Origin of the sequence: Streptomyces sclerotialus, assembly GCF_040907265.1 — a bacterium.
GTDB lineage: Bacteria > Actinomycetota > Actinomycetes > Streptomycetales > Streptomycetaceae > Streptomyces > Streptomyces sclerotialus.
Genome location: NZ_JBFOHP010000002.1, coordinates 2,104,779 through 2,127,500, shown reverse-complemented (window position 1 = coordinate 2,127,500; position 22,722 = coordinate 2,104,779). Strand labels below are relative to the sequence as shown.

The 22,722-nt window shown below is 71.4% G+C and carries 19 protein-coding genes and 2 rRNA genes (1 of these 21 cut by a window edge); 13 read left to right on the top strand and 8 right to left on the bottom strand.

Going from position 1 to position 22,722, the window contains the following annotated elements; translation table 11 throughout:
• The 4 genes from AAC944_RS09475 to AAC944_RS09460 form a co-directional block, all read left to right on the top strand.
• Window positions 1–1,535 (top strand): 23S ribosomal RNA (locus AAC944_RS09475); it begins 1,588 nt to the left of the window's first position.
• 146 nt (window positions 1,536–1,681) lie between these two features.
• Window positions 1,682–1,798: ribosomal RNA gene (gene rrf, locus AAC944_RS09470) — 5S ribosomal RNA — on the top strand.
• Between the two features lie 29 nt (window positions 1,799–1,827).
• Window positions 1,828–3,285, top strand: coding sequence for a hypothetical protein (locus tag AAC944_RS09465; protein ID WP_368397256.1), 1,458 nt, complete (start codon window positions 1,828–1,830; stop codon window positions 3,283–3,285).
• The gene (locus AAC944_RS09460) at window positions 3,213–4,163 is read left to right on the top strand and encodes a tetratricopeptide repeat protein (RefSeq protein WP_368397255.1); all 951 of its coding nucleotides are present in this window, start codon (window positions 3,213–3,215) and stop codon (window positions 4,161–4,163) included. Before AAC944_RS09465 ends, AAC944_RS09460 begins: the two co-directional genes overlap by 73 nt.
• Window positions 4,164–4,319: 156 nt before the next feature.
• Here the strand turns inward: AAC944_RS09460 and AAC944_RS09455 are convergent, their stop codons facing one another.
• The 5 genes from AAC944_RS09455 to AAC944_RS09435 form a co-directional block, all read right to left on the bottom strand.
• On the bottom strand, window positions 4,320–6,152 hold the full coding sequence (locus tag AAC944_RS09455; protein ID WP_030624438.1) for an IucA/IucC family protein: 1,833 nt from the start codon (window positions 6,150–6,152) through the stop codon (window positions 4,320–4,322).
• Window positions 6,149–6,745 carry a GNAT family N-acetyltransferase gene (locus tag AAC944_RS09450; protein ID WP_030624441.1) on the bottom strand — a complete coding sequence of 199 codons (597 nt, stop codon included), beginning with the start codon at window positions 6,743–6,745 and terminating at the stop codon, window positions 6,149–6,151. Before AAC944_RS09450 ends, AAC944_RS09455 begins: the two co-directional genes overlap by 4 nt.
• Window positions 6,742–8,049, bottom strand: coding sequence for a lysine N(6)-hydroxylase/L-ornithine N(5)-oxygenase family protein (locus AAC944_RS09445; RefSeq protein WP_030624443.1), 1,308 nt, complete (start codon window positions 8,047–8,049; stop codon window positions 6,742–6,744). The genes AAC944_RS09450 and AAC944_RS09445 overlap by 4 nt, the downstream gene beginning before the upstream one ends.
• Before the next feature lie 21 nt (window positions 8,050–8,070).
• Window positions 8,071–9,621 carry a pyridoxal phosphate-dependent decarboxylase family protein gene (locus tag AAC944_RS09440; protein ID WP_030624444.1) on the bottom strand — a complete coding sequence of 517 codons (1,551 nt, stop codon included), beginning with the start codon at window positions 9,619–9,621 and terminating at the stop codon, window positions 8,071–8,073.
• A 168-nt stretch (window positions 9,622–9,789) separates the two neighbouring features.
• Entirely contained in the window at window positions 9,790–11,049 is a 1,260-nt protein-coding gene (locus AAC944_RS09435) for a DUF1015 family protein (protein WP_030624446.1), read from the bottom strand.
• 109 nt (window positions 11,050–11,158) lie between these two features.
• Here AAC944_RS09435 and AAC944_RS09430 point away from each other — a divergent pair, with 109 nt between their 5' ends.
• On the top strand, window positions 11,159–12,184 hold the full coding sequence (locus AAC944_RS09430) for an HAD-IIA family hydrolase (protein WP_030624448.1): 1,026 nt from the start codon (window positions 11,159–11,161) through the stop codon (window positions 12,182–12,184).
• Between the two features lie 50 nt (window positions 12,185–12,234).
• On the opposite strand, the gene AAC944_RS09425 is transcribed toward AAC944_RS09430, so the two are convergent.
• The gene (locus tag AAC944_RS09425; RefSeq protein WP_030624449.1) at window positions 12,235–13,116 is read right to left on the bottom strand and encodes a siderophore-interacting protein; all 882 of its coding nucleotides are present in this window, start codon (window positions 13,114–13,116) and stop codon (window positions 12,235–12,237) included.
• 65 nt (window positions 13,117–13,181) lie between these two features.
• Window positions 13,182–14,210 carry an ABC transporter substrate-binding protein gene (locus AAC944_RS09420; RefSeq protein WP_030624451.1) on the bottom strand — a complete coding sequence of 343 codons (1,029 nt, stop codon included), beginning with the start codon at window positions 14,208–14,210 and terminating at the stop codon, window positions 13,182–13,184.
• Between the two features lie 66 nt (window positions 14,211–14,276).
• Between AAC944_RS09420 and AAC944_RS09415 the strand changes: the two genes are divergently transcribed.
• The 3 genes from AAC944_RS09415 (at window position 14,277) to AAC944_RS09405 (ending at window position 17,247) form a co-directional block, all read left to right on the top strand.
• Window positions 14,277–15,320, top strand: a complete 1,044-nt coding sequence (locus tag AAC944_RS09415) for a FecCD family ABC transporter permease (protein WP_196943368.1) — start codon at window positions 14,277–14,279, stop codon at window positions 15,318–15,320.
• On the top strand, window positions 15,317–16,381 hold the full coding sequence (locus AAC944_RS09410) for a FecCD family ABC transporter permease (RefSeq protein ID WP_030624454.1): 1,065 nt from the start codon (window positions 15,317–15,319) through the stop codon (window positions 16,379–16,381). Before AAC944_RS09415 ends, AAC944_RS09410 begins: the two co-directional genes overlap by 4 nt.
• A 62-nt stretch (window positions 16,382–16,443) precedes the next feature.
• Window positions 16,444–17,247, top strand: a complete 804-nt coding sequence (locus AAC944_RS09405; RefSeq protein ID WP_030624456.1) for an ABC transporter ATP-binding protein — start codon at window positions 16,444–16,446, stop codon at window positions 17,245–17,247.
• A gap of 18 nt (window positions 17,248–17,265) precedes the next feature.
• Here the strand turns inward: AAC944_RS09405 and AAC944_RS09400 are convergent, their stop codons facing one another.
• Window positions 17,266–17,616, bottom strand: coding sequence for a sterol-binding protein (locus AAC944_RS09400; RefSeq protein ID WP_030624458.1), 351 nt, complete (start codon window positions 17,614–17,616; stop codon window positions 17,266–17,268).
• Between the two features lie 73 nt (window positions 17,617–17,689).
• Between AAC944_RS09400 and AAC944_RS09395 the strand changes: the two genes are divergently transcribed.
• From AAC944_RS09395 to AAC944_RS09375, 5 genes are all read left to right on the top strand, one after another.
• Complete coding sequence (locus AAC944_RS09395; protein WP_030624460.1) at window positions 17,690–18,085, top strand: hypothetical protein; 396 nt, start codon at window positions 17,690–17,692, stop codon at window positions 18,083–18,085.
• Window positions 18,086–18,092: 7 nt separating this feature from the next.
• On the top strand, window positions 18,093–18,908 hold the full coding sequence (locus AAC944_RS09390) for a TlyA family RNA methyltransferase (protein ID WP_030624462.1): 816 nt from the start codon (window positions 18,093–18,095) through the stop codon (window positions 18,906–18,908).
• A gap of 68 nt (window positions 18,909–18,976) precedes the next feature.
• Window positions 18,977–19,900, top strand: a complete 924-nt coding sequence (locus tag AAC944_RS09385) for an NAD kinase (RefSeq protein WP_368397066.1) — start codon at window positions 18,977–18,979, stop codon at window positions 19,898–19,900.
• Between the two features lie 112 nt (window positions 19,901–20,012).
• The gene (gene recN / locus AAC944_RS09380) at window positions 20,013–21,764 is read left to right on the top strand and encodes a DNA repair protein RecN (protein ID WP_030624466.1); all 1,752 of its coding nucleotides are present in this window, start codon (window positions 20,013–20,015) and stop codon (window positions 21,762–21,764) included.
• On the top strand, window positions 21,761–22,552 hold the full coding sequence (locus AAC944_RS09375; protein ID WP_030624469.1) for a hypothetical protein: 792 nt from the start codon (window positions 21,761–21,763) through the stop codon (window positions 22,550–22,552). Before recN ends, AAC944_RS09375 begins: the two co-directional genes overlap by 4 nt.
• Window positions 22,553–22,722 lie beyond the last annotated feature (170 nt).

The following is a 22,722-nucleotide window of genomic DNA, read 5'->3' as shown; positions in this document are numbered from 1 at the left end:
GTAGGGGAGTGGTGGAGCCGACGAACCAGACTTGTAGTAGGTGAGTGATGGGGTGACGCAGGAAGGTAGTCCAGCCCGGGCGGTGGTTGTCCCGGGGTAAGGGTGTAGCCCGTGCGGTAGGCAAATCCGTCGCACGTTGAAGGGTGAGACCTGATGCCGAGCCGATTGTGGTGAAGTGGATGATCCTATGCTGTCGAGAAAAGCCTCTAGCGAGTTTCATGGCGGCCCGTACCCTAAACCGACTCAGGTGGTCAGGTAGAGAATACCGAGGCGTTCGGGTGAACTATGGTTAAGGAACTCGGCAAAATGCCCCCGTAACTTCGGGAGAAGGGGGGCCATTGCTGGTGATGAGGTTTTCCCTCTGAGCTGGTGGTGGCCGCAGAGACCAGCGAGAAGCGACTGTTTACTAAAAACACAGGTCCGTGCGAAGCCGTAAGGCGATGTATACGGACTGACGCCTGCCCGGTGCTGGAACGTTAAGGGGACCGGTTAGCTTGGTTTCGACCAGGCGAAGCTGAGAACTTAAGCGCCAGTAAACGGCGGTGGTAACTATAACCATCCTAAGGTAGCGAAATTCCTTGTCGGGTAAGTTCCGACCTGCACGAATGGCGTAACGACTTCTCGACTGTCTCAACCATAGGCCCGGTGAAATTGCACTACGAGTAAAGATGCTCGTTTCGCGCAGCAGGACGGAAAGACCCCGGGACCTTTACTATAGCTTGATATTGGTGTTCGGTTCGGCTTGTGTAGGATAGGTGGGAGACTGTGAAGCCGTGACGCCAGTCATGGTGGAGTCATTGTTGAAATACCACTCTGGTCGTGCTGGATGTCTAACCTGGGTCCGTGATCCGGATCAGGGACAGTGTCTGGTGGGTAGTTTAACTGGGGCGGTTGCCTCCCAAAGGGTAACGGAGGCGCCCAAAGGTTCCCTCAGCCTGGTTGGCAATCAGGTGTTGAGTGTAAGTGCACAAGGGAGCTTGACTGTGAGACTGACGGGTCGAGCAGGGACGAAAGTCGGGACTAGTGATCCGGCGGTGGCTTGTGGAAGCGCCGTCGCTCAACGGATAAAAGGTACCCCGGGGATAACAGGCTGATCTTCCCCAAGAGTCCATATCGACGGGATGGTTTGGCACCTCGATGTCGGCTCGTCGCATCCTGGGGCTGGAGTCGGTCCCAAGGGTTGGGCTGTTCGCCCATTAAAGCGGTACGCGAGCTGGGTTTAGAACGTCGTGAGACAGTTCGGTCCCTATCCGCTGTGCGCGTAGGAGTATTGAGAAGGGCTGTCCCTAGTACGAGAGGACCGGGACGGACGAACCTCTGGTGTGCCAGTTGTCCTGCCAAGGGCATGGCTGGTTGGCTACGTTCGGGAGGGATAACCGCTGAAAGCATCTAAGCGGGAAGCCTGCTTCGAGATGAGTGCTCCCACCTCCTTGAGAGGGTAAGGCTCCCAGTAGACGACTGGGTTGATAGGCCAGATATGGAAGCCCGGTAACGGGTGGAGTTGACTGGTACTAATAGGCCGAGGGCTTGTCCTCAGTTGCTCGCGTCCACTGTGTGGTTCCCGGGTTGCGAACAGTCGCAGCGTCGGAGCACCAGCCAATTTCCCGCTCCGCGGGGTGGCAAGTTTCATGCTTCATTACTTAACTGAAGAGTGTGCTTGTTCGCTCGAACCCGATAGGGTTTCGGTGGTCATAGCGTTAGGGAAACGCCCGGTTACATTCCGAACCCGGAAGCTAAGCCTTTCAGCGCCGATGGTACTGCAGGGGGGACCCTGTGGGAGAGTAGGACGCCGCCGAACAATCTTTCAGGACCCCTGGTCCCAGCGACATGCTGGGATCAGGGGTCTTTTTGTTTTGCCGAAGCGCGCCGTACTGGTCGGTGCGTGAGAATGACCAGCAGTACCGAAGACAGGAGTCACGCCGATGTCCACCAACTCTCCCGACGACCGATCGGAGCGCCGGCCGCGCTGGCGCGATGGTGGCGAGCGGCGCGACGGTGGCGGCTTCCGCCGCGATGACCGACGCGACGACCGTGGCGGCGAGCGTGGCGGCGAGCGCGGCGGTGACCGCCCGCGCGGCCCGCGTCGCGACGACCGCGGCGGCGACCGCGGCGGCTTCCGCCGCGATGACCGCGGTGGTGAGCGCGGCGGCTTCCGCCGTGACGACCGCGGTGGTGAGCGCGGCGGCTTCCGTCGCGATGACCGCGGTGGTGAGCGCGGTGGCTTCCGTCGCGACGACCGCCGTGATGACCGGGGTGACTTCCGTCGGGATGACCGGCCGCGTGGTCCCCGTCGTGACGACGACCGCGGCAGCGACCGTGGCGGCTTCCGCCGTGACGACCGCGGCGGCGAGCGGGGCGGCTTCCGCCGCGACGACCGCCGTGATGACCGTCCCCGTGGCCCCCGCCGTGACGACGAGCGCGGTGGCTTCCGTCGCGACGACCGGGGTGACTTCCGCAGGGACGACCGGCCGCGTGGTCCCCGCCGCGATGACCGTGATGGTGACCGCGGTGGCTTCCGCCGTGACGACCGGGGCGGTGACCGCGGTGGCTTCCGTCGCGACGACCGCCGCGACGACCGTGGTGACTTCCGTCGGGATGACCGGCCGCGTGGTCCCCGTCGTGACGACGATCGCGGTGGCGACCGTGGCGGCTTCCGCCGCGATGACCGCGGTGGTGAGCGCGGCGGCTTCCGCCGTGACGACCGTGACGGTGGTCGTGGTGGGTTCCGCCGCGATGACCGTGGCGGCGACCGTGGTGGGTTCCGCCGTGACGACCGTGGCGGCTTCCGTCGCGATGACCGCCGTGACGATCGGCGTGATGACCGGGGTGGCGAGCGTCGGGACTTCCGGCGGGATGACCGCAATGACCGCCGTGACGACCGCCGTGATGACCGTGGTGACTTCCGTCGGGATGACCGGCCGCGTGGTCCCCGTCGTGACGACGATCGCGGTGGCGACCGTGGCGGCTTCCGCCGCGATGACCGCGGTGGTGAGCGCGGCGGCTTCCGCCGTGACGACCGCCGTGACGGCGACCGCGGCGGCTTCCGGCGGGACGACCGCCGCGACGACCGGCGGGACGGGGACCGGGGTGGTCGTCGGCCGTACGGGCAGGGGGGCGGCCGGGGCCGTGACGACCGTGGCGGGTTCCGACGGGACGACCGCAGTGGCGACCGTGGCGGCTTCCGTCGCGATGACCGGCGGGACCGGGAGCCGATCAAGCGGCTGCCGATTCCGGAGGACGTCACCGGTGACGAGATCGACAAGGACGTGCGGCAGGAGCTGCTGAGCCTGCCGAAGACGCTCGCCGAGGACGTCGCGAAGAACCTCGTGATGGTGGCGAAGCTGCTGGACGAGGACCCCGAGAAGGCGTACGGCTACTCCCGTGTGGCCCTGCGGCTCGCGTCCCGTGTCGCCGCCGTCCGCGAGGCGGCCGGCTTCGCCGCGTACGCCTTCGGCAAGTACAGCGAGGCGCTGGCGGAGTTCCGGGCCGCGCGCCGGATGACCGGCAGCGTCGAGCTGTGGCCGGTGATGGCCGACTGCGAGCGCGGCATGGGCCGCCCGGAGAAGGCCCTCGCCATGGCCGGCGAGCCCGAGGTGCAGCGGCTGGACAAGGCCGGGCAGGTCGAGATGCGGCTGGTCGCGGCGGGTGCCCGGCGTGACATGGGCCAGGCCGACGCCGCCGTGGTGACGCTGCAGAGCCCGGAGCTGGCGTCCAACGCGGCGCAGCCGTGGACCGCGCGGCTGCGCTACGCGTACGCCGACGCGCTGCTGGAGGTCGGTCGCGAGGACGAGGCACGCGAGTGGTTCGCCAAGGCGCTGGAGGCCGACCAGGGCGGTACGACGGACGCCTCGGACCGGCTCGCCGAGCTGGACGGTGTGGAGTTCACCGACGCGCTGGCGGACGAGGACGAGGACGAGGTCGACGACGAGATCGAGGTCGAGGCCAAGGACGAGGCCAGGGACGTCGCTGACGACCGGCCCATCAGCGACCAGCCTGTCGACGACCAGCCTGTCGACGACCGGCCCATCAGCGATCAGGCCGAAGGCGACCAGCCCGGCGACGCGGCCGAGGCCAAGCCTGCCGCTCCCGGCGTGCCCACGTTCTCCGACACGGCCGACGCGGGCAACAAGGCCGGTGCTGAGGAGGGCGAGGCCGAGAAGTAGGCACTGACGCGCATGCGCGTACCGGAACAGTGAAGAGGGCGGGAACCCACCGGGTTCCCGCCCTCTTCGTCATGTGCGCCGCCCGCCCCGGACCGTCGGGGCGGGCGGCGGATCCGGCCGGGCGCTGTCAGCGGGCGGCCGGCCGGTACCGCGGTGTCACGCCACCGCGGTCGTCTCCGAGGCCTCCGGCGAGGCCGTGCCCGGGGCGAAGCGGGCGATCGGGTTCTTCAGGTCGCCGATGAGCTGGAGGGCGCCGGCCGGGTCCTGGAGGTTGACCATCTCCTTGTTGTTGCGCAGCTGGAGACGGTTGAGGCAGGAGAGCGCGAACTCCTCGGCGAACATGTCGTACTGGGCGAACTTGTCCGCGAGCTCGGGCTTGGACGCCTGGTACTCGGTCACGCACTCGGCGACCGTGCGCCAGAAGGTGTCCTCGTCGAGGATGTCCTCGGCGACGAGGATGCCGTTGAGGAAGCGGAAGAAGCAGTCGAAGACGTCGGTGAAGATCGACAGGAGCTTCTTGTCCTCGGGGACGTCGGCGCGGATGCGCTCGACCGCCGGCGGGAGGACCGCGTCCGGGTCCATCACCGCGATCTCCTCGGCGATGTCCTTGTAGATCGCGCGCTGCACGGTGCCGTTCTCGATGACCAGGATGACGTTCTCGCCGTGCGGCATGAACACCAGGTCGTAGGCGTAGAAGCTGTGCAGGAGGGGCGTGAAGTACGCGGTGAGGTACTTGCGCAGCCACTCGACGGGGTTCAGGCCGGACTCGCGGATGAGCGCGCCCACGAAGGAGGCGCCGTCGCGGTCGGTGTGCAGCAGCGAGGCCATGGTGGCGAGGCGCTGGCCGGGGGCCAGGGACGGCACCGGGCTCTCGCGCCAGAGCGCGGCGAGCATCTTGCGGTACGGGGAGCCCTTGGTGGTGGCCTCTTCGTACTGGCGGTGGTGGTAGCCGACGGCGGCGCGCTCGCGGATGATCGACAGGCCGGTGCCGCTGAGGACCGGGTCGCTCTCGATGAGGCCGGCCAGCCAGTCGTTGATGGCGGGCGTGGCCTCCATGTACGCGGCGGAGAGGCCGCGCATGAAGCCCATGTTGAGGACCGACAGCGCCGTTTTGACGTAGTGCCGCTCGGGGTTGCTGTGGTTGAAGAAGGTCCGGATGGACTGCTGCGCGAGGTACTCGTCGTCGCCCTCGCCGAGGCAGACCAGGCGCTGCTGGGCGACCTCGGCGGCGAAGGTGACGGAGAGCTTGTTCCACCACTGCCAGGGGTGGACCGGCAGGAGGAGGTAGTCGGCGAGGTCCAGGCCCTGGGCCGACATGGTCTCCGCGAAGCGGGCCAGGGTCTCCTCGCCCAGCTCGGCGCGCATGAGGGAGTCGTAGTCCAGGCCGGCGCCGGTGGTGAAGGTGGCGCGGTCGCGGCGGGCCGCGAGCCAGAGGAGGCGGACGGGGGCCGCGGCCTCCGGGGCGTACTGGCGGTACTCGTGGATGCCGAAACCGAGGCGGCCGTTGTTGGCCACGAAGCAGGGGTGGCCCTCGGTCATGCCGGTCTCGATGTCCTGGAAGCCGGACTTGGCGAGCTCGTCGGCGGGGACGTGGTCCTTGGTGAGCTTGTACGCGGTGCCGGCGAGGGTGGAGCTGATCTCCTCCAGGTAGACCGGGAGGATCTCGTCGCTGAGGCCGAGGGCGCCACGCAGTTCGATGAAGAACTCGACGGCGTCGAGGGGGAGGTCGGTGTCCTCGCGGTGCCGGGTGATCGAGTCGGCGTCGACCACCCAGTGGTCCAGGCTGAGGACCTGGGCGGCGAACCGGTACTCCACAGTGCCGTCGTCGCTGCGGACGGAGTAGCGGCCGTCGGTCAGCGGGCGCGGCGTCAGCAGCCGCTCGTGGGTGAACTCCGCGAGGGCCTTGCGGATCAGCAGACGGCCGGCCCGGTCCCAGAGTTCCGGGGTGAGGTGGGCGACGGCGTCGCGGGGGTCGGTGGCGGCGTTCATCGGGCGGTCACTCCTATCGCCGCAAGGTACTGCTCGCGGGTGCAGGTGCTGAGGTAGGCGTCCTTCTCCGGCTTGGCGATCTTCCGGACGATCTCGAAGCCGACGGCTTCGTTGAGGGCGTGGACGGCCTTGTTGTTCACATCGGGCTCGACGACGACGCGGGCGGTCGCCGGGTCGTCGAAGAGCATCGCCATGACGGTGGTGATGACGGCTCGGGTGAAGCCGTGCACGGGGGTGTCGCTGGGCGCGGTCAGGAAGTGCATGCCGACGTCGCCCGGCTGCGGCTCGTAGAGGCCGACCAGTTCGACGTGGGCCGGGTCGTAGCGCTCCATGAGGAAGGCGGGGCGGCCGTTGTGCAGACCGATGTACGCGTCGTGGTGCTCGGCCGCCGCGATGGACATGTACTCCCGCTCCACGTCGGGGAGGGAGGCTTCCTGCATCATCCAGAAGGAGGCTTTGGGGTGGGTGACCCAGCCGTGCAGCAGCTCGGCGTCCTGCTGGGGGTCGAGCGCGCGGACGGCGAACTCGCCGAGCGCGGGGTCGGTACGGGTGAAGAGGATGCCGGCCGTGGTGCCGCTGTTCGTGTCGCTCATCGGACGATGCCTTCCGGTGCTCCGAATTCCTGGAACGCGATGGTCTTCTCGACCGCGTAGGGCTGGCGGCCGAGCATCTCGGAGATGATGTACGCGTTGCGGTAGGGACCCATGCCCAGGTCGGGCGAGGTGATGCTGTGCGTGTGCACGCCGGCGTTCTGCAGGAAGACGCCCTGGCCGCTGTGGTCGATGCTGTAGTTGCGCGCGACGTCGAAGCGGCCGTGGCCGTCCAGGCGGATGCGGTCCTTGACCGGGGCCAGGAAGTCGGGGACGGCGTAGCGGTAACCGGTGGCGAGGATCAGGCCCTGGGTCTCCAGGGAGTAGTCCTTCTCCTGCTCCTCGTGGCGCAGTCCGAGCGTGTACGTGCCGGTGGCCTCGTCGTAGGACGCGTCGTTCAGCGCGGTGTTGGTGAAGAGCCGGGTGGTGACCGGGCCCTTGAGGTTCTTCTGGTAGAGCAGGTCGAAGATCGCGTCGATGAGCTCCGAGTCGATGCCCTTGAAGAGCCCCTTCTGCTGCGATTCCAGGCGGTAGCGGGTGGCCTCGGGGAGCGAGTGGAAGTAGTCCACGTACTCGGGAGAGGTCATCTCCAGCGTGAGCTTGGTGTACTCCAGCGGGAAGAAGCGCGGGGAGCGGGTGACCCAGTTGAGCTTGTAGCCGTGGACGTCGATCTCGGAGAGCAGGTCGTAGTAGATCTCCGCGGCGCTCTGGCCGCTGCCGACCAGGGTGAGGGAGTCCTTGGCCTGGAGCGCTTCCTTGTTCGGCAGGTAGCGCGAGTTGTGGATCAGGTCACCGCCGAGGTCCTGGCAGGCCTCGGGGAGGTACGGCGGGGTGCCGGTGCCCAGCACGAGGCGGCGGGCGCGGTCGGTGCGCTGCTCGCCGGTGGTCAGGTCGGTGCCGTGGACGAGGTACAGCTCGTCGCTCTCGTCGTACTCGACGGAGGTGACCGTGTAGCTGAAGCGGACGCTGCTCAGTTTGGCGGCGGCCCAGCGGCAGTAGTCGTTGTACTCCTCGCGCAGCGGATAGAAGTTCTCGCGTATGTAGAAGGAGTACAGCCGGCCGGACTCCTTCAGGTAGTTGAGGAAGGAGTACTCGCTGGTCGGGTCGGCGAGGGTGACCAGGTCGGCCATGAACGGCGTCTGGAGGTGGGCGCCTTCGAGGAACATCCCCGAGTGCCACTCGAAGTCGGGCTTGGACTCCAGGAAGAGGCCGTCGAGTTCGGCGAGGGGTTCGGTCAGGCAGGCCAGACCGAGGTTGAACGGCCCGAGGCCGATGGCGATGAAGTCGTGCGGGGCATTGGTGGGCACGGGGGTCTCCGGTGGGGACGGTCAGTGAGCGCTGGTGAGTTCCGGCGTGGCCTCGCGGGCGAGGCGGGAACCGGCGTGCTCGGCGATCAGATCGAGAACCGTGGCGATGTCGCCAAGGGTGGTCTCGGGATTGAGCAGGGTGAACTTGAGGTAGTGGCGGCCGTCGACGACGGTGGACGCGATGACGGCCTCGCCGGAGGCGGCGAGCGCCTCGCGGGCGTACAGGTTGATGCGGTCGACCGTCTCGGGGTCGGTGTCGCCCTCGGGGACGTAGCGGAAGACCAGGGTGGAGAGGGTGGGGCGGGTGACGACCTCGTAGCGGTCGTCGGTGTCCAGCAGCCGCCAGCCGTCGTCGGCGCGGTCGACGACGTCGTCGAAGAGCTCGCCGAGCTGTGCGGCGCCCATGATGCGCAGCGTCATCCAGAGCTTCAGCGCGTCGAAGCGGCGGGTGGTCTGGAGCGACTTGTCGACCTGGTTGGGGATGCGCTTCTTCGCCATCCGCTCCGGGTTGAGGTAGTCGGCGTGGTACGTCACGTGCCGCAGGGTGGCGCGGTCGCGGACGATGACGGCGCTGGAGCTGACCGGCTGGAAGAAGGACTTGTGGTAGTCCACGGTGACCGAGTCGGCGTTCTCGATGCCGTCGAGGTAGCCGCGGCGCCGGGATATCAGCAGGCCGCAGCCGTACGCGGCGTCGACGTGCATCCAGACGCCCTCGCGTGCGCAGAGCGCGGCGATCTCGGGGAGCGGGTCGATGGAGCCGAAGTCGGTGGTGCCGGCGGTGGCGACGACGGCCATCGGGATGAGGCCCTCCTCGGCGCACCGGGTGAGCTCCTTCTCCAGGGCGTCGGTGCGCAGCCGCTTCTCGTCGTCGACCGGGATCGCGATGACCGCCTCGGGCGTGAGGCCGAGGAGGGTGGCGGACTTCTCGATGCTGAAGTGGCTGACCTGGGAGGTGAGGATGCGCAGCCGGGTGCGGATCTCGGTGTCGTCCAGGTGCGGGTGCTGTTCGTGGGCGATGCGGCGGGCCTCGTCCCGGGCGAGCAGCATGGCCTGCAGGTTGGACTGGGTGCCGCCGCTGGTGAAGACGCCGTCGGCGGTGTCGCCGAAGCCGATGCGGCCCGCGGTCCACTCGATGAGGCGCTGCTCGATGAGGGTGCCGCCGGCGCTCTGGTCCCAGGTGTCCAGGGAGGAGTTGACGGCGGAGAGCACCGCCTCGCCGACCACGGCGGGAATGACCACCGGGCAGTTGAGGTGGGCGAGGTAGCGCGGGTGGTGGAAGTAGACGGCGTCGCGGAGGTAGATGTCCTCCAGCTCGTCCAGGGCCGCAGCCGCGTCGCCGAGCGGCGCCTCCAGGTCGATGTTGCGCACCGCGGGCGCGAGCCGGTCGGCGGTCATGCCGGTGAAGGGGCGGTCCGTGGCCGCGAGTTTGGCGGCCACGCGGTCGACTCCGTCCCGTACCGCGTCGCGGTAGTACTGAACCGTGGCGTCGTTGAGCAGGTGGCCCTTGCTGCCGGTGAGGGTAGAAGCAGGTGCCTGCGACGGGTCCTCGGCGGTGGGCGCGAGGAAAGTCATGAACGTGTCCTCCCTGGTACGGGCGTCGCCCGCGCTGGACGGGTGGGGAAGCCCCCCGTCCCGTCGACTTGGTGAGGTAAGCCTAACCTAACTAAATGTCGGGGTGGGCGCGGGGTACCTCGGGAGGAGCGCGTGCGGTGCGCCGGGGCGGCCCGGAGCACCGGCGTCTCAGGCGTCGTCGTCGAGTGTGCGCATCACCAGGCCGGTCGCCGGCTTCGGGCCGAACGAGGTCGACTTGCGCGGCATCGTCACGCCCTGCGCGGCGAGCTGACGGACCGTTTCCTCGTCGACGGCGCGCATCAGGACCGCCGTACCGCCGTGCTTCGCCGCCTGCCCGAGCGCCGCTTCCGTGTCGTGGATGTAGCGGATGCCGTCCGGGTGGTCCGGAATCCGCCACACCTCGTCCAGCAGGACGGAGTGCAGAACGGTGGCATCCAGCCGCCGCCACGCCTCCGGCCGGTCCCTGCGCACCGTCCGCTCCAGCAGCTCCGGATCGGGCCGGTCCACCAGCCGGAAGTCGTGCGGCCCCGAGGCGAGCAGAAACGCGCTGCCCTCTGCCGCCTCCAGCGCCGCCAGCGCCGCCGGCAGCGGCCCGGGCACCTCGCGCACCCGGAAGGCGCCCGCCAGCTCCGCCACCGCCCGCTCCAGGGGCAGATGCGGCAGCACACGGTGAATGGCCCGCACCCGCAAGGGGTAGCGGGCGGTGTCGACCAGCAGGACCAGTCCGCTGGACCAGGGCGAGTCCGCCCCGCCCCCGTGCTCCTCGGCGAGCCGCTGGTACGTCGCCCAGCGGTGATGGCCGTCGGCGATCAGCGCCTGCCGGGCCGAGAGGTCCGCGTCCACCGCCGCCAGCTCGTCCGGGTCGGTCACCGCCCACAGCCGGTGCGCGAAGCCGTCCTCGGTCGTGGTGGCCAGCAGCGGCGCCCGCCGCGTGGTGCGCTCGATCACCGCGGTGGCACCGCTCGCCGTGCCCTCGCCGCGGTACGAGAGCAAAAGAGGCTCGAAGTGTGCGGCCGCCGTACGCATCAGCGCGGCCCGGTCCTCGACCACCTCGGGGATCACGCCCTCGTGCGGCAGCACCGGGCCGTCCAGCCCCAGTGCCCCGATGATGCCGCGTTGCAGCACGTCGCCCCTGCGCTGCTCGTACACGTACAGCGCGGGCTCCGGATCGGGCGCCAGGACCCCCTCCGCACGCCAGCGGGCGAGTGTGTCGGCTGCCTTGCGGTGCCGGGTCGCCGGGTCGATGGCGTGCGGCAGGATCAGCCGGACGATGTTGTACGGATCGGCGGTCTCCAGGTGCCGGACGCCGTCCGGCCGGACCACCACGTCGTACGGGGGCGAGGTGACCGCGGTGAGACTGCTCACCCGGTGGGGTGCGTAGCGCAGTCCGCGAAAGGTGTGCAGGCTCAGGCCGTCGTGGCTGGTCATTGGCAAATGCTATGCCGGTCGGGACGGTGAGGGATGATCGGGGGAGAAGCGCAATGCGGCGGGAAATGGCCGTTTGCGCGCGATATGGATGGTTAAGGAGCTGGACGGCATGGACGAGCGGGTTCGCACCCGGCCCGGAAACAGCGCACAGGCGCTGAGCGAGGCGTACGACACGGCGTTGCTGGACCTGGACGGCGTCGTCTACGCGGGCGGGTCGGCCATCCCGCACGCCGTGGAGTCGCTGTCCACCGCGCGGGACGGCGGGATGCACCTGGCGTACGTGACGAACAACGCGGCGCGCACCCCCGACACCGTCGCCGCGCAGCTGTCCGGGTACGGCCTGCCGACCGCGGCGGGCGACGTCGTCACCTCCGCGCAGGCCGTCGCCCGGCTGATCGCCGGCCAGGTGCCCGAGGGAGCGAAGGTACTGGCGATCGGCGGCGAGGGCCTCAAGGTCGCGCTGCGCGAACGGGGCCTGGTGCCCGTGGACTCGGCCGAGGACGACCCGGCCGCCGTGGTGCAGGGGTACGACCCGAAGCAGAACTGGGAGCAGCTGGCGGAGGCGGCGTACGCGGTCGGCCGCGGCGTGCCGTGGTTCGCGTCCAACACCGACCTGACGATCCCGAAGGAGCGCGGCATCGCCCCGGGCAACGGCGCGCTGGTGGAGGTCGTCCGCATCGCCACCGGCGGCAGCCCGCAGGTCGCGGGCAAGCCGCAGCCGCCGATGCACCGCGAGACCGTGCTGCGCACGGGGGCGGAGCGGCCGCTGGTGGTCGGTGACCGGCTGGACACCGACATCGAGGGCGCGTTCAACGGCGGCGTCGACTCGCTGCTGGTGCTCACCGGCGTGACCACGGCCGCCGAGCTGCTCGCCGCGCCGCCGCAGCACCGCCCCACGTACGTGGACGCCGACCTGCGCGGCATCCTCGGACCGCAGCCGGCGGTGACGGACGCCGACGGCGGCTACAAGTGCGGCGGTTGGGTCGCCTCGGTGGCCGAGGACGTACTCGTACTCGATGGCGAGGGCTCCCCTCTGGACGGGCTGCGGGCGCTGTGCGCGGCGGCCTGGACGGCGGCCGGGGACGGGCGGTGCACGGCCGACGCCGGGAAGGCGCTGGCCCGTACCGGCCTGTAGCGGACATGCGAAAGGGCCCGCCTGCCGCGCGGCAGGCGGGCCCTCGGCGGTCATTCCTTCGCTGCGGCGGTGGCGGCGGCGTTGAACTCGGCGAGCAGCTGCTCCTCGCTGGCCCCGCGCCGCCAGTAGCCGGTGAACTTCACGGCCCGGCGGTCGAAGCCGCGCTCCTTGACCAGGTGCCGGCGGAGCGCCTTGACCGTGCCGGACTCACCCGCGATCCAGGCGTACGGGACGCCTTCGGGCAGCTCGGCGTCGCGCACCGCGTCCACCATTCGCTCCGTACGGTCAGCGGCCGACTCCTCGCGCACCAGCCAGGTGATGTCGGCGTCGGCGAAGGAGGGCAGCTCCTGGCGGTCCGCCGCGTGCTCCACCTCGATCCACACCTTGGCCTTGGTGCCCGGCGTCAGCCACTCCAGGATGTTCGCGATGGCCGGCAGGGCGGTCTCGTCGCCGCTGAGCAGGATCCAGTCGGTGCCTTGCGGCGGGCGGAAGTCCACGCCGCCGTTGTCCTCGACCACCGGGCCGAGGATGCTCAGCCGGTCGCCGGGCCGGGCCGCAGCCGCCCACCGGCCGGCCGGTCCCGAGCTGCCTTCCTCGGCGCCGTGCAGCGCGAAGTCCACGTCCAGCTCCGGTTCCGGGAGCCGGCGCTGCGCGCGGACCGTGTACGTGCGCATGATGCTGCGCTCGGCCGGGTCCTGCGCGCGCCAGGCCGCGTACCAGCCGTCGCCCTGGTCGTCGAAGACCGGGACGGTCTGGTGCGGCTGGGGGAAGAAGAGTTTCACCCGCTGGTCGCGGCCGCCCGTCAGCAGCTCCGCAAGGCGCGCGCCGCCGAAGGTGATCCGGACCATCGAGGGGCCGAGCCGGCGGGTGCGCACGACATGGAGGTCGAAGAAGCGGAACGGGACGGTGGTGGGGGCGGCGGTCGTGGTCATGCGGGGGAAACCTCCCTTGGGTGGAGTTGCGGGGGCCCGGCGGAGCGGCGCCGGGCCCCGGCGCGTCAGCTGACCTTCTTGGCGTCCTCGATGGCCTTGGCGAGGCCCTCGACGAGCGGGGCGGCGCCCGCGTAGGAGAAGCGGGGCTCGCTGGACCAGGGGGTGATCTGGTCCGCCTTGACGGCGGGCAGCTTCGCCCAGGCCGGCTTGGCGGCCAGGTCCTTGGGCTGGAGGGTGGCGGTGCGGTTGTCGAGCAGGAGCACGTCCGCCTTGTACTTGTCGGCGTTCTCCCAGCTCAGCGACTCGAAGTAGCCGCCCTTGTCGAGCTTGTCGGGCACGATCATGTCGACGCCGAGGGACTTGAAGTACATCAGGTCGGCGTTGATGCCCGGGTTGGACGCGTAGAAGAGGTCGGGGCTGCCGGAACAGGCGAGCACCTTGACCGGGTTGGACTTGGCGGCGGCGCGCAGCCGGGCCGCGGCCTTCTCGAAGCGGGCCTTGGCGTCGGTGACCTTCTTGGCCTTCAGGTCGGCACCGAGGGACTCGGCCAGCTCGGAGTAGCGCTCGATGATTTTGTCCAGCGGGGTGCGGGACGAGGTGATCGCGACGCTCTTCGCGAGCTTGAGGATCTTGTCCTTGCTCTCCTCCGGCACGAACCACAGCGCGTTCGGCTCGTACATGTTCGTCACGAGCAGGTCGGGGCCGAGCCCGGCGTACTTCTCGACGTTGAACTGGCCGTAGGCGTTGCCGATGATGGTGACCTTGGAGATGTCCAGGTCGCCGGCCTGCGGGTCGGCCTTGCCGTTCTTGAGCTTGGTCGGACCGAAGACACCGACGATCTGGTCATCGATGCCGAAATCGTGCAGAGCCGCGGCGGTACCGGTGAAGGCGACGATGCGCTGTGGCACAGTCTTCAGGGAGACCTTCTTCTTGCGGTCGTCGGTGAAGCTCCAGGGCCCGCCCTCGCTTCCGCCGCCGGCCGGTCCCGAGGCCTTCTCGTTGCCACACGCGGCGAGCAGTGCGCCGACGCCGACGGCTCCGCCGGCGGCCAGCAGGCCGCGTCGGGACAGGGAAGGTCTGGGGGTGATGCTCATAGGGACGCACTTCTCTCTGGGGACGCCTGATGAGGGGGGCAGCGAGGTTAGGCTAACCTAAACGTCGTGTTGGTCGACAGCCCCCCTGAAGCAGCCGCCGCTCCCGTGGTGCCCCGACGACGGCAGGCCACCCGCTCCGCGGGACTCCTCGCCGCCCTCTGCGTCCTCGCGGTCATCGCCGTCCTCGGTATCGCCGTCGGGTCCAAACAGATACCCCTGGCCGACGTCTGGCACGGCATCACGCAGTACTCCGGTACCGATACCGACGTGATCATCCGCGACGTGCGGCTGCCGCGCACCCTCCTCGGGCTGCTCGTCGGCGCGGCACTCGGCCTGGCCGGCGCGGTCATGCAGGCGCTCACCCGCAACCCGCTCGCCGACCCCGGAGTCCTCGGCATCAACGCCGGCGCCTCGGCCGCGGTCGTCACCGGCATCACCTTCTTCGGCGTCACCTCCCTCACCTCGTACGTGTGGTTCGCCTTCGCCGGTGCCGCGCTCGTCTCCGCCGCCGTCTACCTCCTCGGCGGCACCCGCAGCGCCACCCCCGTCCGGCTGGCGCTCGCCGGTACCGCTCTCACCGCCGCCCTCACCGGCTACCTCAACGCGGTCAACCTCATGAACACCGCGTCCCTGGACAAGATGCGCTTCTGGACCGTCGGCTCGCTCGCCTCGGCCACCATGCCCACCGTCCAGCAGGTCGCCCCCTTCCTCCTCGTCGGCGGAGTGCTCGCGCTGCTCGTCGCCCGGCCGCTGAACGCCGTCGCACTCGGCGACGACCAGGCCCGCGCCCTCGGCGCCCGGCTCACCCGCACCCGCGTCGCCGCCATGGCCGCCGTGACCCTGCTGTGCGGCGCCGCGACCGCCGCCTGCGGGCCGATCGTCTACGTCGGCCTGATGGTCCCGCACGCCGTACGCGCCATCACCGGCCCCGACATGCGCTGGATCCTGCCGTACTCAGCGGTCCTCTCGCCGGTGCTGCTGCTCGGCGCCGACATCATCGGCCGGATCGCGGCCCGCCCCGGCGAACTCCAGGTCGGCATCGTCACGGCCGTCATCGGCGGCCCGGTCTTCATCCATCTCGTACGGCGACGGAAGATGGCACAGCTGTGAGTACTCCCCCCAAGACCTCCACGCGCCCGGCCGTGAAGGCGCTGCGCACCCCCGGCGGGCTGTCGGTGCGGCTCCACCTCAGGGCGGTGGTGACGGGCGCGCTGCTGCTCCTCGTGGCGCTCGTCGCCGGCGTCCTGCTCATCGGCACCGGCGACTTCCCGATGTCCTTCGGCGACGTGCTCACCACCCTCAGCGGTGGCGGCAACCCAGGGCAGGAACTGATCGTCAACGACCTGCGGCTGCCCAGGGTCCTGGTCGCGCTGCTGGTCGGCGTGTGCTTCGGACTGGCCGGCGCGGTCTTCCAGACCATCACCCGCAACCCGCTCGGCAGCCCCGACGTGCTCGGCTTCGCGCAGGGCTCGTCCGTCGGCGCCCTGCTCGTCATCGTGTACCTCCAGGGCTCCACCGTCGCCATCGCGATGGGCTCGGTGGCCGGCGGCGTCCTCACCGGCCTCGCGATCTTCCTGCTCGCCTGGAAGCGCGGCGTGCACGGCTACCGCTTCGTCCTCGTCGGCATCGGCGCGGCGGCCATGCTCTACGCCATCGTCCTGTACCTGATGACCAAGGCGAACATCGTCGAGGCGACCCGCGCCACCACCTGGATGACCGGCTCCCTCAGCGGCCGCGACTGGGACCAGGTCTGGCCGCTGGCCGCGGTCTGCGTGATCCTGGTCCCCGTGATCCTGCTCTGCGGCCGGCCGCTGGCCATGCTGGAGATGGGCGACGACTCGGCCGCCGCGCTCGGCGTGCGTGCCGGGCAGGTCCGCATCCTCGCGCTGCTGGCCGCCGTCGTCCTGGTCGCCTCCGCCACCGCCGCCGCCGGACCGATCTCCTTCGTCGCGCTCACCGCGCCCCAGCTCGCCCGCCGCCTCACCCGCACCACCGGCCCCAACCTGCTGCCCTCCGCGCTCATGGGCGCCCTGCTGCTGGTCCTCGCCGACCTCGCCTCGCAGCGGGTTTTCGGCGCCGACCAGATCCCGGTCGGCGTGGTCACCGGCGTGCTCGGCGGCGGTTACCTGCTGTGGCTGCTGGCGAACGAGCGCAAGGCGGGCCGGGTATGACCCCGCGCCCCGACGCCCCCACCCCGCATCCGACCGGCCGTACCACCCCCAGGAGAGCCGAAGTGAGCCGTCTCGCGGCGCAGAACGTCACCCTCGCCTACGACCAGCGGGTCATCGCCGAGAACCTCTCGGTCGACATCCCGGACAATTCCTTCACGGTCATCGTCGGCCCCAACGCCTGCGGCAAGTCCACGCTGCTGCGCGCACTGTCCCGGATGCTCAAGCCGCAGGCCGGCTCGGTCCTGCTGGACGGCTCCGCGATCTCCTCGCAGCCCGCCAAGAAGGTCGCCCGCACCCTCGGCCTGCTGCCGCAGTCCTCCATAGCGCCCGACGGCATCACCGTGGCCGACCTGGTCGCCCGCGGCCGCTACCCGCACCAGGGCCTGCTGCGCCAGTGGTCCGAGGAGGACGAGCGGATCGTCCAGGAGTCCATGGACGCGACCGGCGTCGGCGAGCTGGGGGAGCGGTACGTCGACGAGCTCTCCGGCGGCCAGCGGCAGCGCGTCTGGATCGCCATGGCCCTCGCCCAGCAGACGCCGCTGCTGCTCCTGGACGAGCCCACCACCTACCTCGACATCCAGCACCAGATCGAGGTGCTGGACCTCTGCGCCCAGCTGCACGAGGAGCAGGGCCGTACGCTCGTCGCCGTCCTGCACGACCTCAACCACGCCGCGCGCTACGCCAGCCACATCATCGCCCTGCGCGGCGGCGAGGTCGTCGCCGAGGGCGCGCCGGCCGAGGTGGTCACCGCCGACCTGATCGAGCGGGTCTTCCATCTGAAGTGCCAGATCATCGACGATCCGGAGACCGGCACCCCGCTGATCATCCCGGCTGCGCGCACGCCCCGGAAGGCCGCGGCGGTCTGACCGGCGGGACCGGCGGCGTCACAGCAGCGTCCGCAGCCGCAGCAGGTCGCGCAGGCCGGCCTCCAGCTTCACCCGGCCGCTGCCCCACGCCCGTGCGAAGTGCAGCTCGCCGTCGACCAGCGCGACCAGGTCGTCGCCGGTCATGGCGAGCCGGATCTGCGCCTTCTCCCGTGGCGGGCCCGGTACTGCGGTGACGTCCTTGAGGGTGCCGTCCGCCAGCCGTCCCACGAAGGTGACGTCCAGGTCGGTGATGCGGCAGCTCAGCGAACGGTCCAGGGCGGCGGCGCCGCGTACCGCGCCGTCCGCCGTCGTCGACAGGTTGTGTGCCAGCCGGTCGAGGGCGGCGCGGCACTGTTCGAGGGAAGCCATCGACAGGGACGATACGCCGGACCGGGCCGGATCGTCCGCCGGTGGTCCACCGGTTCGAGGTAGCGTCAGGGGCATGGAAGAGCCGACCCCCGGCGCCGAGCGGCCGGAACCGCACCCTGAAGCCGCCGCGGCCCCCGACGGGCCCGGCGGCCCCGAGCAGCCCGGCAGCCCCGACCGGCCCGAGCAGCCCGACGGTCCCCGGCAGTCCGGTGGTCCCGACGAGCCCGGCGCCGCCGGTCCGGGCCCGGAGCAGCCCGCAGGTCCGCAGCCGCTGGGCGTGGCGGTCACCCCGACCGGGCATGCCGAGGTGGACGACCGGCTGGCCAGGCTGGGCGACGTCGACCACCTCGCCGTCGGCGGCCACCTCCCGGTGTACGAGGATGTGCACCGGGGGCTCCGCGACACGCTGGCCTCCTTGGACCAGCAGCCGGGGCCCCGCCCCGGAGCACGGAACGACATCAGGAGCTGAACCCCAGGTGGCAGGTGTGGCACGACGCCGACTCGACGCGGAGCTGGTGCGCCGCAAGATGGCCCGCTCCCGCGAGCACGCGAGCCAGCTGATCGCCGCGGGCCGGGTGACGGTCGGCGGGCAGCCGGCGAGCAAGCCCGCCACCCAGGTGGAGACCAGCGCCGCGCTGGTCGTCCGCGAGGACGAGAGCGACCCGGACTACGTCTCGCGCGGCGGCCACAAGCTCGCCGGCGCGCTGGCCGCCTTCGTACCGAAGGGCCTGAAGGTCGAGGGCCGCCGGGCGCTGGACGCGGGCGCCTCGACCGGCGGCTTCACGGACGTGCTGCTGCGCGCGGGCGCCGGCCACGTCGTCGCCGTGGACGTCGGGTACGGACAGCTGGCCTGGTCGCTGCAGAGCGACGAGCGGGTCACCGTCAAGGACCGCACCAACGTCCGCGAGCTGACCCTGGAACAGATCGACGACGTGCCCGCCGACATCGTCGTGGGCGACCTCTCCTTCATCCCGCTGGGCCTCGTCCTGCCGGCGCTCGTCCGCTGCTCGGCGCCGGACGCCGACCTCGTCCTGATGGTCAAGCCGCAGTTCGAGGTCGGCAAGGAGCGGCTGGGCAGCGGCGGCGTGGTGCGCAGCGCGGAGCTGCGGGCCGAGGCGGTGCGCACGGTCGGGGCGCGCGCCGCCGAGCTCGGACTCGGCGTGCTGGGCGTCACCGCGAGCCCCCTGCCCGGACCCTCGGGCAACGTCGAGTACTTTCTGTGGCTGCGCGCCGGTGCGCCTGCCCTGGACCCGGCGGATGTCGACCGTGCAGTGGCGGAGGGGCCGAGTTGACCACATCTGGAACGTCCGGAACACCGCAGGATGCGCAGGGGCCGGGGGAGGGGCCGGGGGCCGGGGCGGTGTCCGCGCCCGCGCCCGTGCCGCTCGCCGACCAGGGCCGTACGGTCTTCCTGCTCGCCCACACCGGCCGTGCCGCGGCCGTACGCAGCGCCGAACTGGTCGTCCAGGGGCTGCTGCGCAGCGGCATCGGGGTACGGGTGCTGGCGGCCGAGGCCGCCGACATCCCGCTGCCGGACTCCGTCGAGCAGGTGGCGAGCGAACAGTGCGCGGCCGAGGGCTGCGAACTGCTGGTGGTGCTGGGCGGTGACGGGACGCTGCTGCGCGGCGCCGACTTCGCCCGGACGTCCGGCGTCCCGATGCTCGGCGTCAACCTCGGCCGGGTCGGCTTCCTCGCCGAGGCCGAGCGGGACGACCTGGACAAGGTCGTGGACCGGGTGGTGACCCGCTCCTACGAGGTCGAGGAGCGGATGACCCTCGACGTCCTGGTCCGCAACAACGGCACGGTGGTGCACACCGACTGGGCGCTGAACGAGGCGTCGGTGGAGAAGGCCGCGCGGGAACGGATGCTGGAGGTCGTCACCGAGGTCGACGGCCGCCCGGTCTCCCGCTTCGGCTGCGACGGCGTGGTCTGCGCGACCCCGACCGGCTCGACCGCGTACGCCTTCTCGGCCGGCGGCCCGGTGGTCTGGCCGGAGGTGGAGGCGTTGCTGATGGTGCCGATCAGCGCCCACGCGCTGTTCGCCAAGCCGCTGGTCACCTCCCCGGAGTCGGTACTGGCGGTGGAGGTCCAGCCCAAGACCCCGCACGGCGTCCTGTGGTGCGACGGCAGCCGCTCGGTCGAACTCCCGGCCGGCGCCCGCGTGGAGGTCCGCAGAGGTGCCGTACCGGTCCGCCTGGCCCGCCTCCACCACGCCTCCTTCACGGACCGCCTGGTGGCCAAGTTCGCCCTCCCGGTCGCGGGCTGGCGCGGAGCCCCGCACTAGCGCCCGGACGTCTGTTCCCCAACGCCGGACGGGCTGAATGATCGTGACCGTTTTCCCCAATGCACCCCGGTATGGGGTGGGGAGGGCATCGCGGGGCGGGCCCTGACCTCGTATGGTCGTATCCGTGTTGGAGGAGATGCGGATCCGGTCCCTGGGCGTCATCGACGATGCCGTCATCGAGCTGTCCCCCGGTTTCACGGCCGTGACGGGCGAGACGGGCGCGGGCAAGACGATGGTCGTGACCAGCCTCGGCCTGCTGCTGGGCGGCCGTGCCGACCCCGCGCTGGTACGCATCGGGGCCAAATCGGCGGTGGTGGAGGGCCGGATCACGGTCGGCCCCGACGCGCCGGCGGCGGTCCGGGCCGAGGAGGCCGGCGCCGAGCTGGACGACGGGGCGCTGCTCATCAGCCGTACCGTCTCGGCCGAGGGCCGCTCCCGCGCACACGTCGGGGGGCGTTCCGTACCGGTCGGACTGCTGGGGGAGCTGGCCGACGACCTGGTGGCCGTGCACGGCCAGACCGACCAGCAGGGCCTGCTGCGGCCCGCGCGGCAGCGCCAGGCCCTGGACCGTTACGCCGGGGACTCCGTCTCCGTCCCCCTGGAGAAGTACACCGCCGCCTACCGCAGGCTCCGCGACGTGGCCGCCGAGCTGGACGAGCTGACCACCAAGGCCCGCGAGCGCGCCCAGGAGGCGGACCTGCTCCGCTTCGGCCTGGAGGAGATCGCCGCCGTCGAGCCGCAGGCCGGCGAGGACGTGGAACTGGCCGCCGAGGCCGAGCGGCTCGGCCACGCGGAGGCCCTGGCCTCCGCCGCGTCCGCGGCGCACGGCGCGCTCGCGGGCGACCCGGCCGACCCCGAGGGCGTCGACGCGACGACCCTGGTCGCCGGGGCGCACCGCGCCCTGGAGGCGGTCCGCAGCCACGACCCGGCGCTGGCCGGGCTCACCGACCGGCTCGGCGAGATCGGCATCCTGATGTCGGACGTGGCGGGCGAGCTGGCCAGCTACGCCGACGGGCTGGACGCCGACCCGCTGCGGCTGGCCGCCGTCGAGGAGCGCCGGGCGGCGCTCACCGGCCTCACCCGCAAGTACGGCGAGGACATCGCGGCCGTGCTCGCCTGGGCCGAGGAGAGTGCCGCGCGCCTCGCCGAGCTGGAGGGCGACGACGACCGGATCGGCGAGCTGACCGCCGAGCGCGACGCGCTCCGCGCCGAACTGGGTGAGCTGGCGCAGGCGCTGACCGACGCCCGCGTCGCGTCGGCCGAGCGGTTCGCCGCCGCCGTCACCACCGAGCTGGCCGAACTGGCCATGCCGCACGCCCGGGTGAGCGTGGAGATCCGGCAGACCGAGGTCCCCGAGGACGCGGACGGCGTGGAGGTCGGCGGCCGGAACGTCGCCTACGGGCCGGCCGGTGCCGACGAGGTCGAACTGCTGCTGGCTCCGCACCCCGGCGCCCAGCCCCGCCCGATCGCCAAGGGTGCCTCCGGCGGTGAACTCTCCCGGGTGATGCTCGGCATCGAGGTCGTCTTCGCCGGCTCCGACCCCGTACCGACCTACCTCTTCGACGAGGTGGACGCGGGCGTCGGCGGCAAGGCGGCGGTCGAGGTCGGCCGCCGCCTCGCCCGGCTGGCCCGCTCCGCGCAGGTCGTGGTCGTCACCCACCTCCCGCAGGTCGCCGCGTTCGCCGACCGCCAGCTGCTGGTCGAGAAGACCAGCGACGGCTCGGTCACCCGCAGCGGTGTCACGGTCCTGGAGGGCGAGGACCGCATCCGCGAACTCTCCCGCATGCTCGCGGGCCAGGAGGACTCCGAGACGGCCCGCGCGCACGCCGAGGAACTGCTGGCGACGGCACGGGCGGGCCGGTGAAGGGCGGCGGTACGGCACGCCTCGCCGGACTCCTGGCGGCGGCCGGGGTGGCCCGCGCCACGTACGAAGGACTGCGCCGGCGGCCACCGGGCGGCAGCGGCCCCTGGCAGCGCAAGAACCACGCGGGCCGCGCCGTCGGCCTGTTCGGCGGGCCCGCCGCCACCCTGGGAGCCGCGGCCGCCGTCGCCGCCGCGCCCGGGCTGCCCGGGCGGGCCCGTGCCGCGGGCACACTGGCCGTCCTGGCGGCGGGCGGCTGCGGCGCGTACGACGACGTCGCGGGCGCCGGCGACCCCCGGCGCGGCTTCCGCGCGCACCTGTCCGCGCTCCGGCAGGGCGAGCTCACCAGCGGTGCGGTGAAGCTCCTCGGCATCGGCGCGGCCGGCCTCGCGGCGGGCGCGCTCCTCAAGGACCGCCCGGCCGACAAGGTCCTGGCCGGTGTGGTGATCGCGGGCTCGGCCCACCTGGTGAACCTGGTGGACGTACGCCCCGGCCGCGCGGCCGGCGTGGTCCTCGCGCTCGGTGCGCCGGGGCTGCTGCGCAGCGGGCCCGGCGGCGTACTGGCCGCAGCGCCCGTAGGCGCGGCGGCCGCACTGCTCCCCGACGACCTCGGCGAGCGCACCATGCTCGGCGACACCGGGGCGCACGCCTTGGGCGCCGCCCTCGGCCTCGCGATCGTGGCGGCCGACGGACGGCCGGGCCTGCTCGCCCACGCCGCAGCGCTGACCGCCGCCGCGGCCTCGGGTGACGCGGTCAGCCGCGCCGCGGCGGCGGGCGTCCTCATCGGGTAGCCCGCCCGGTGCCGCGCGCCGCCCCGGCCGCCTCCGCGCCCGTACGGAATGCCCGCCCATCGAGGGGTGTGTCCCCCATGTGAGTGGTCCCGGCGGGCCCCGGGCGCGCAGCCGCCGCACAACGGCTTGTCATCGGTGCCGTACGGACGGCACGGCCTGGCATTCTGGGC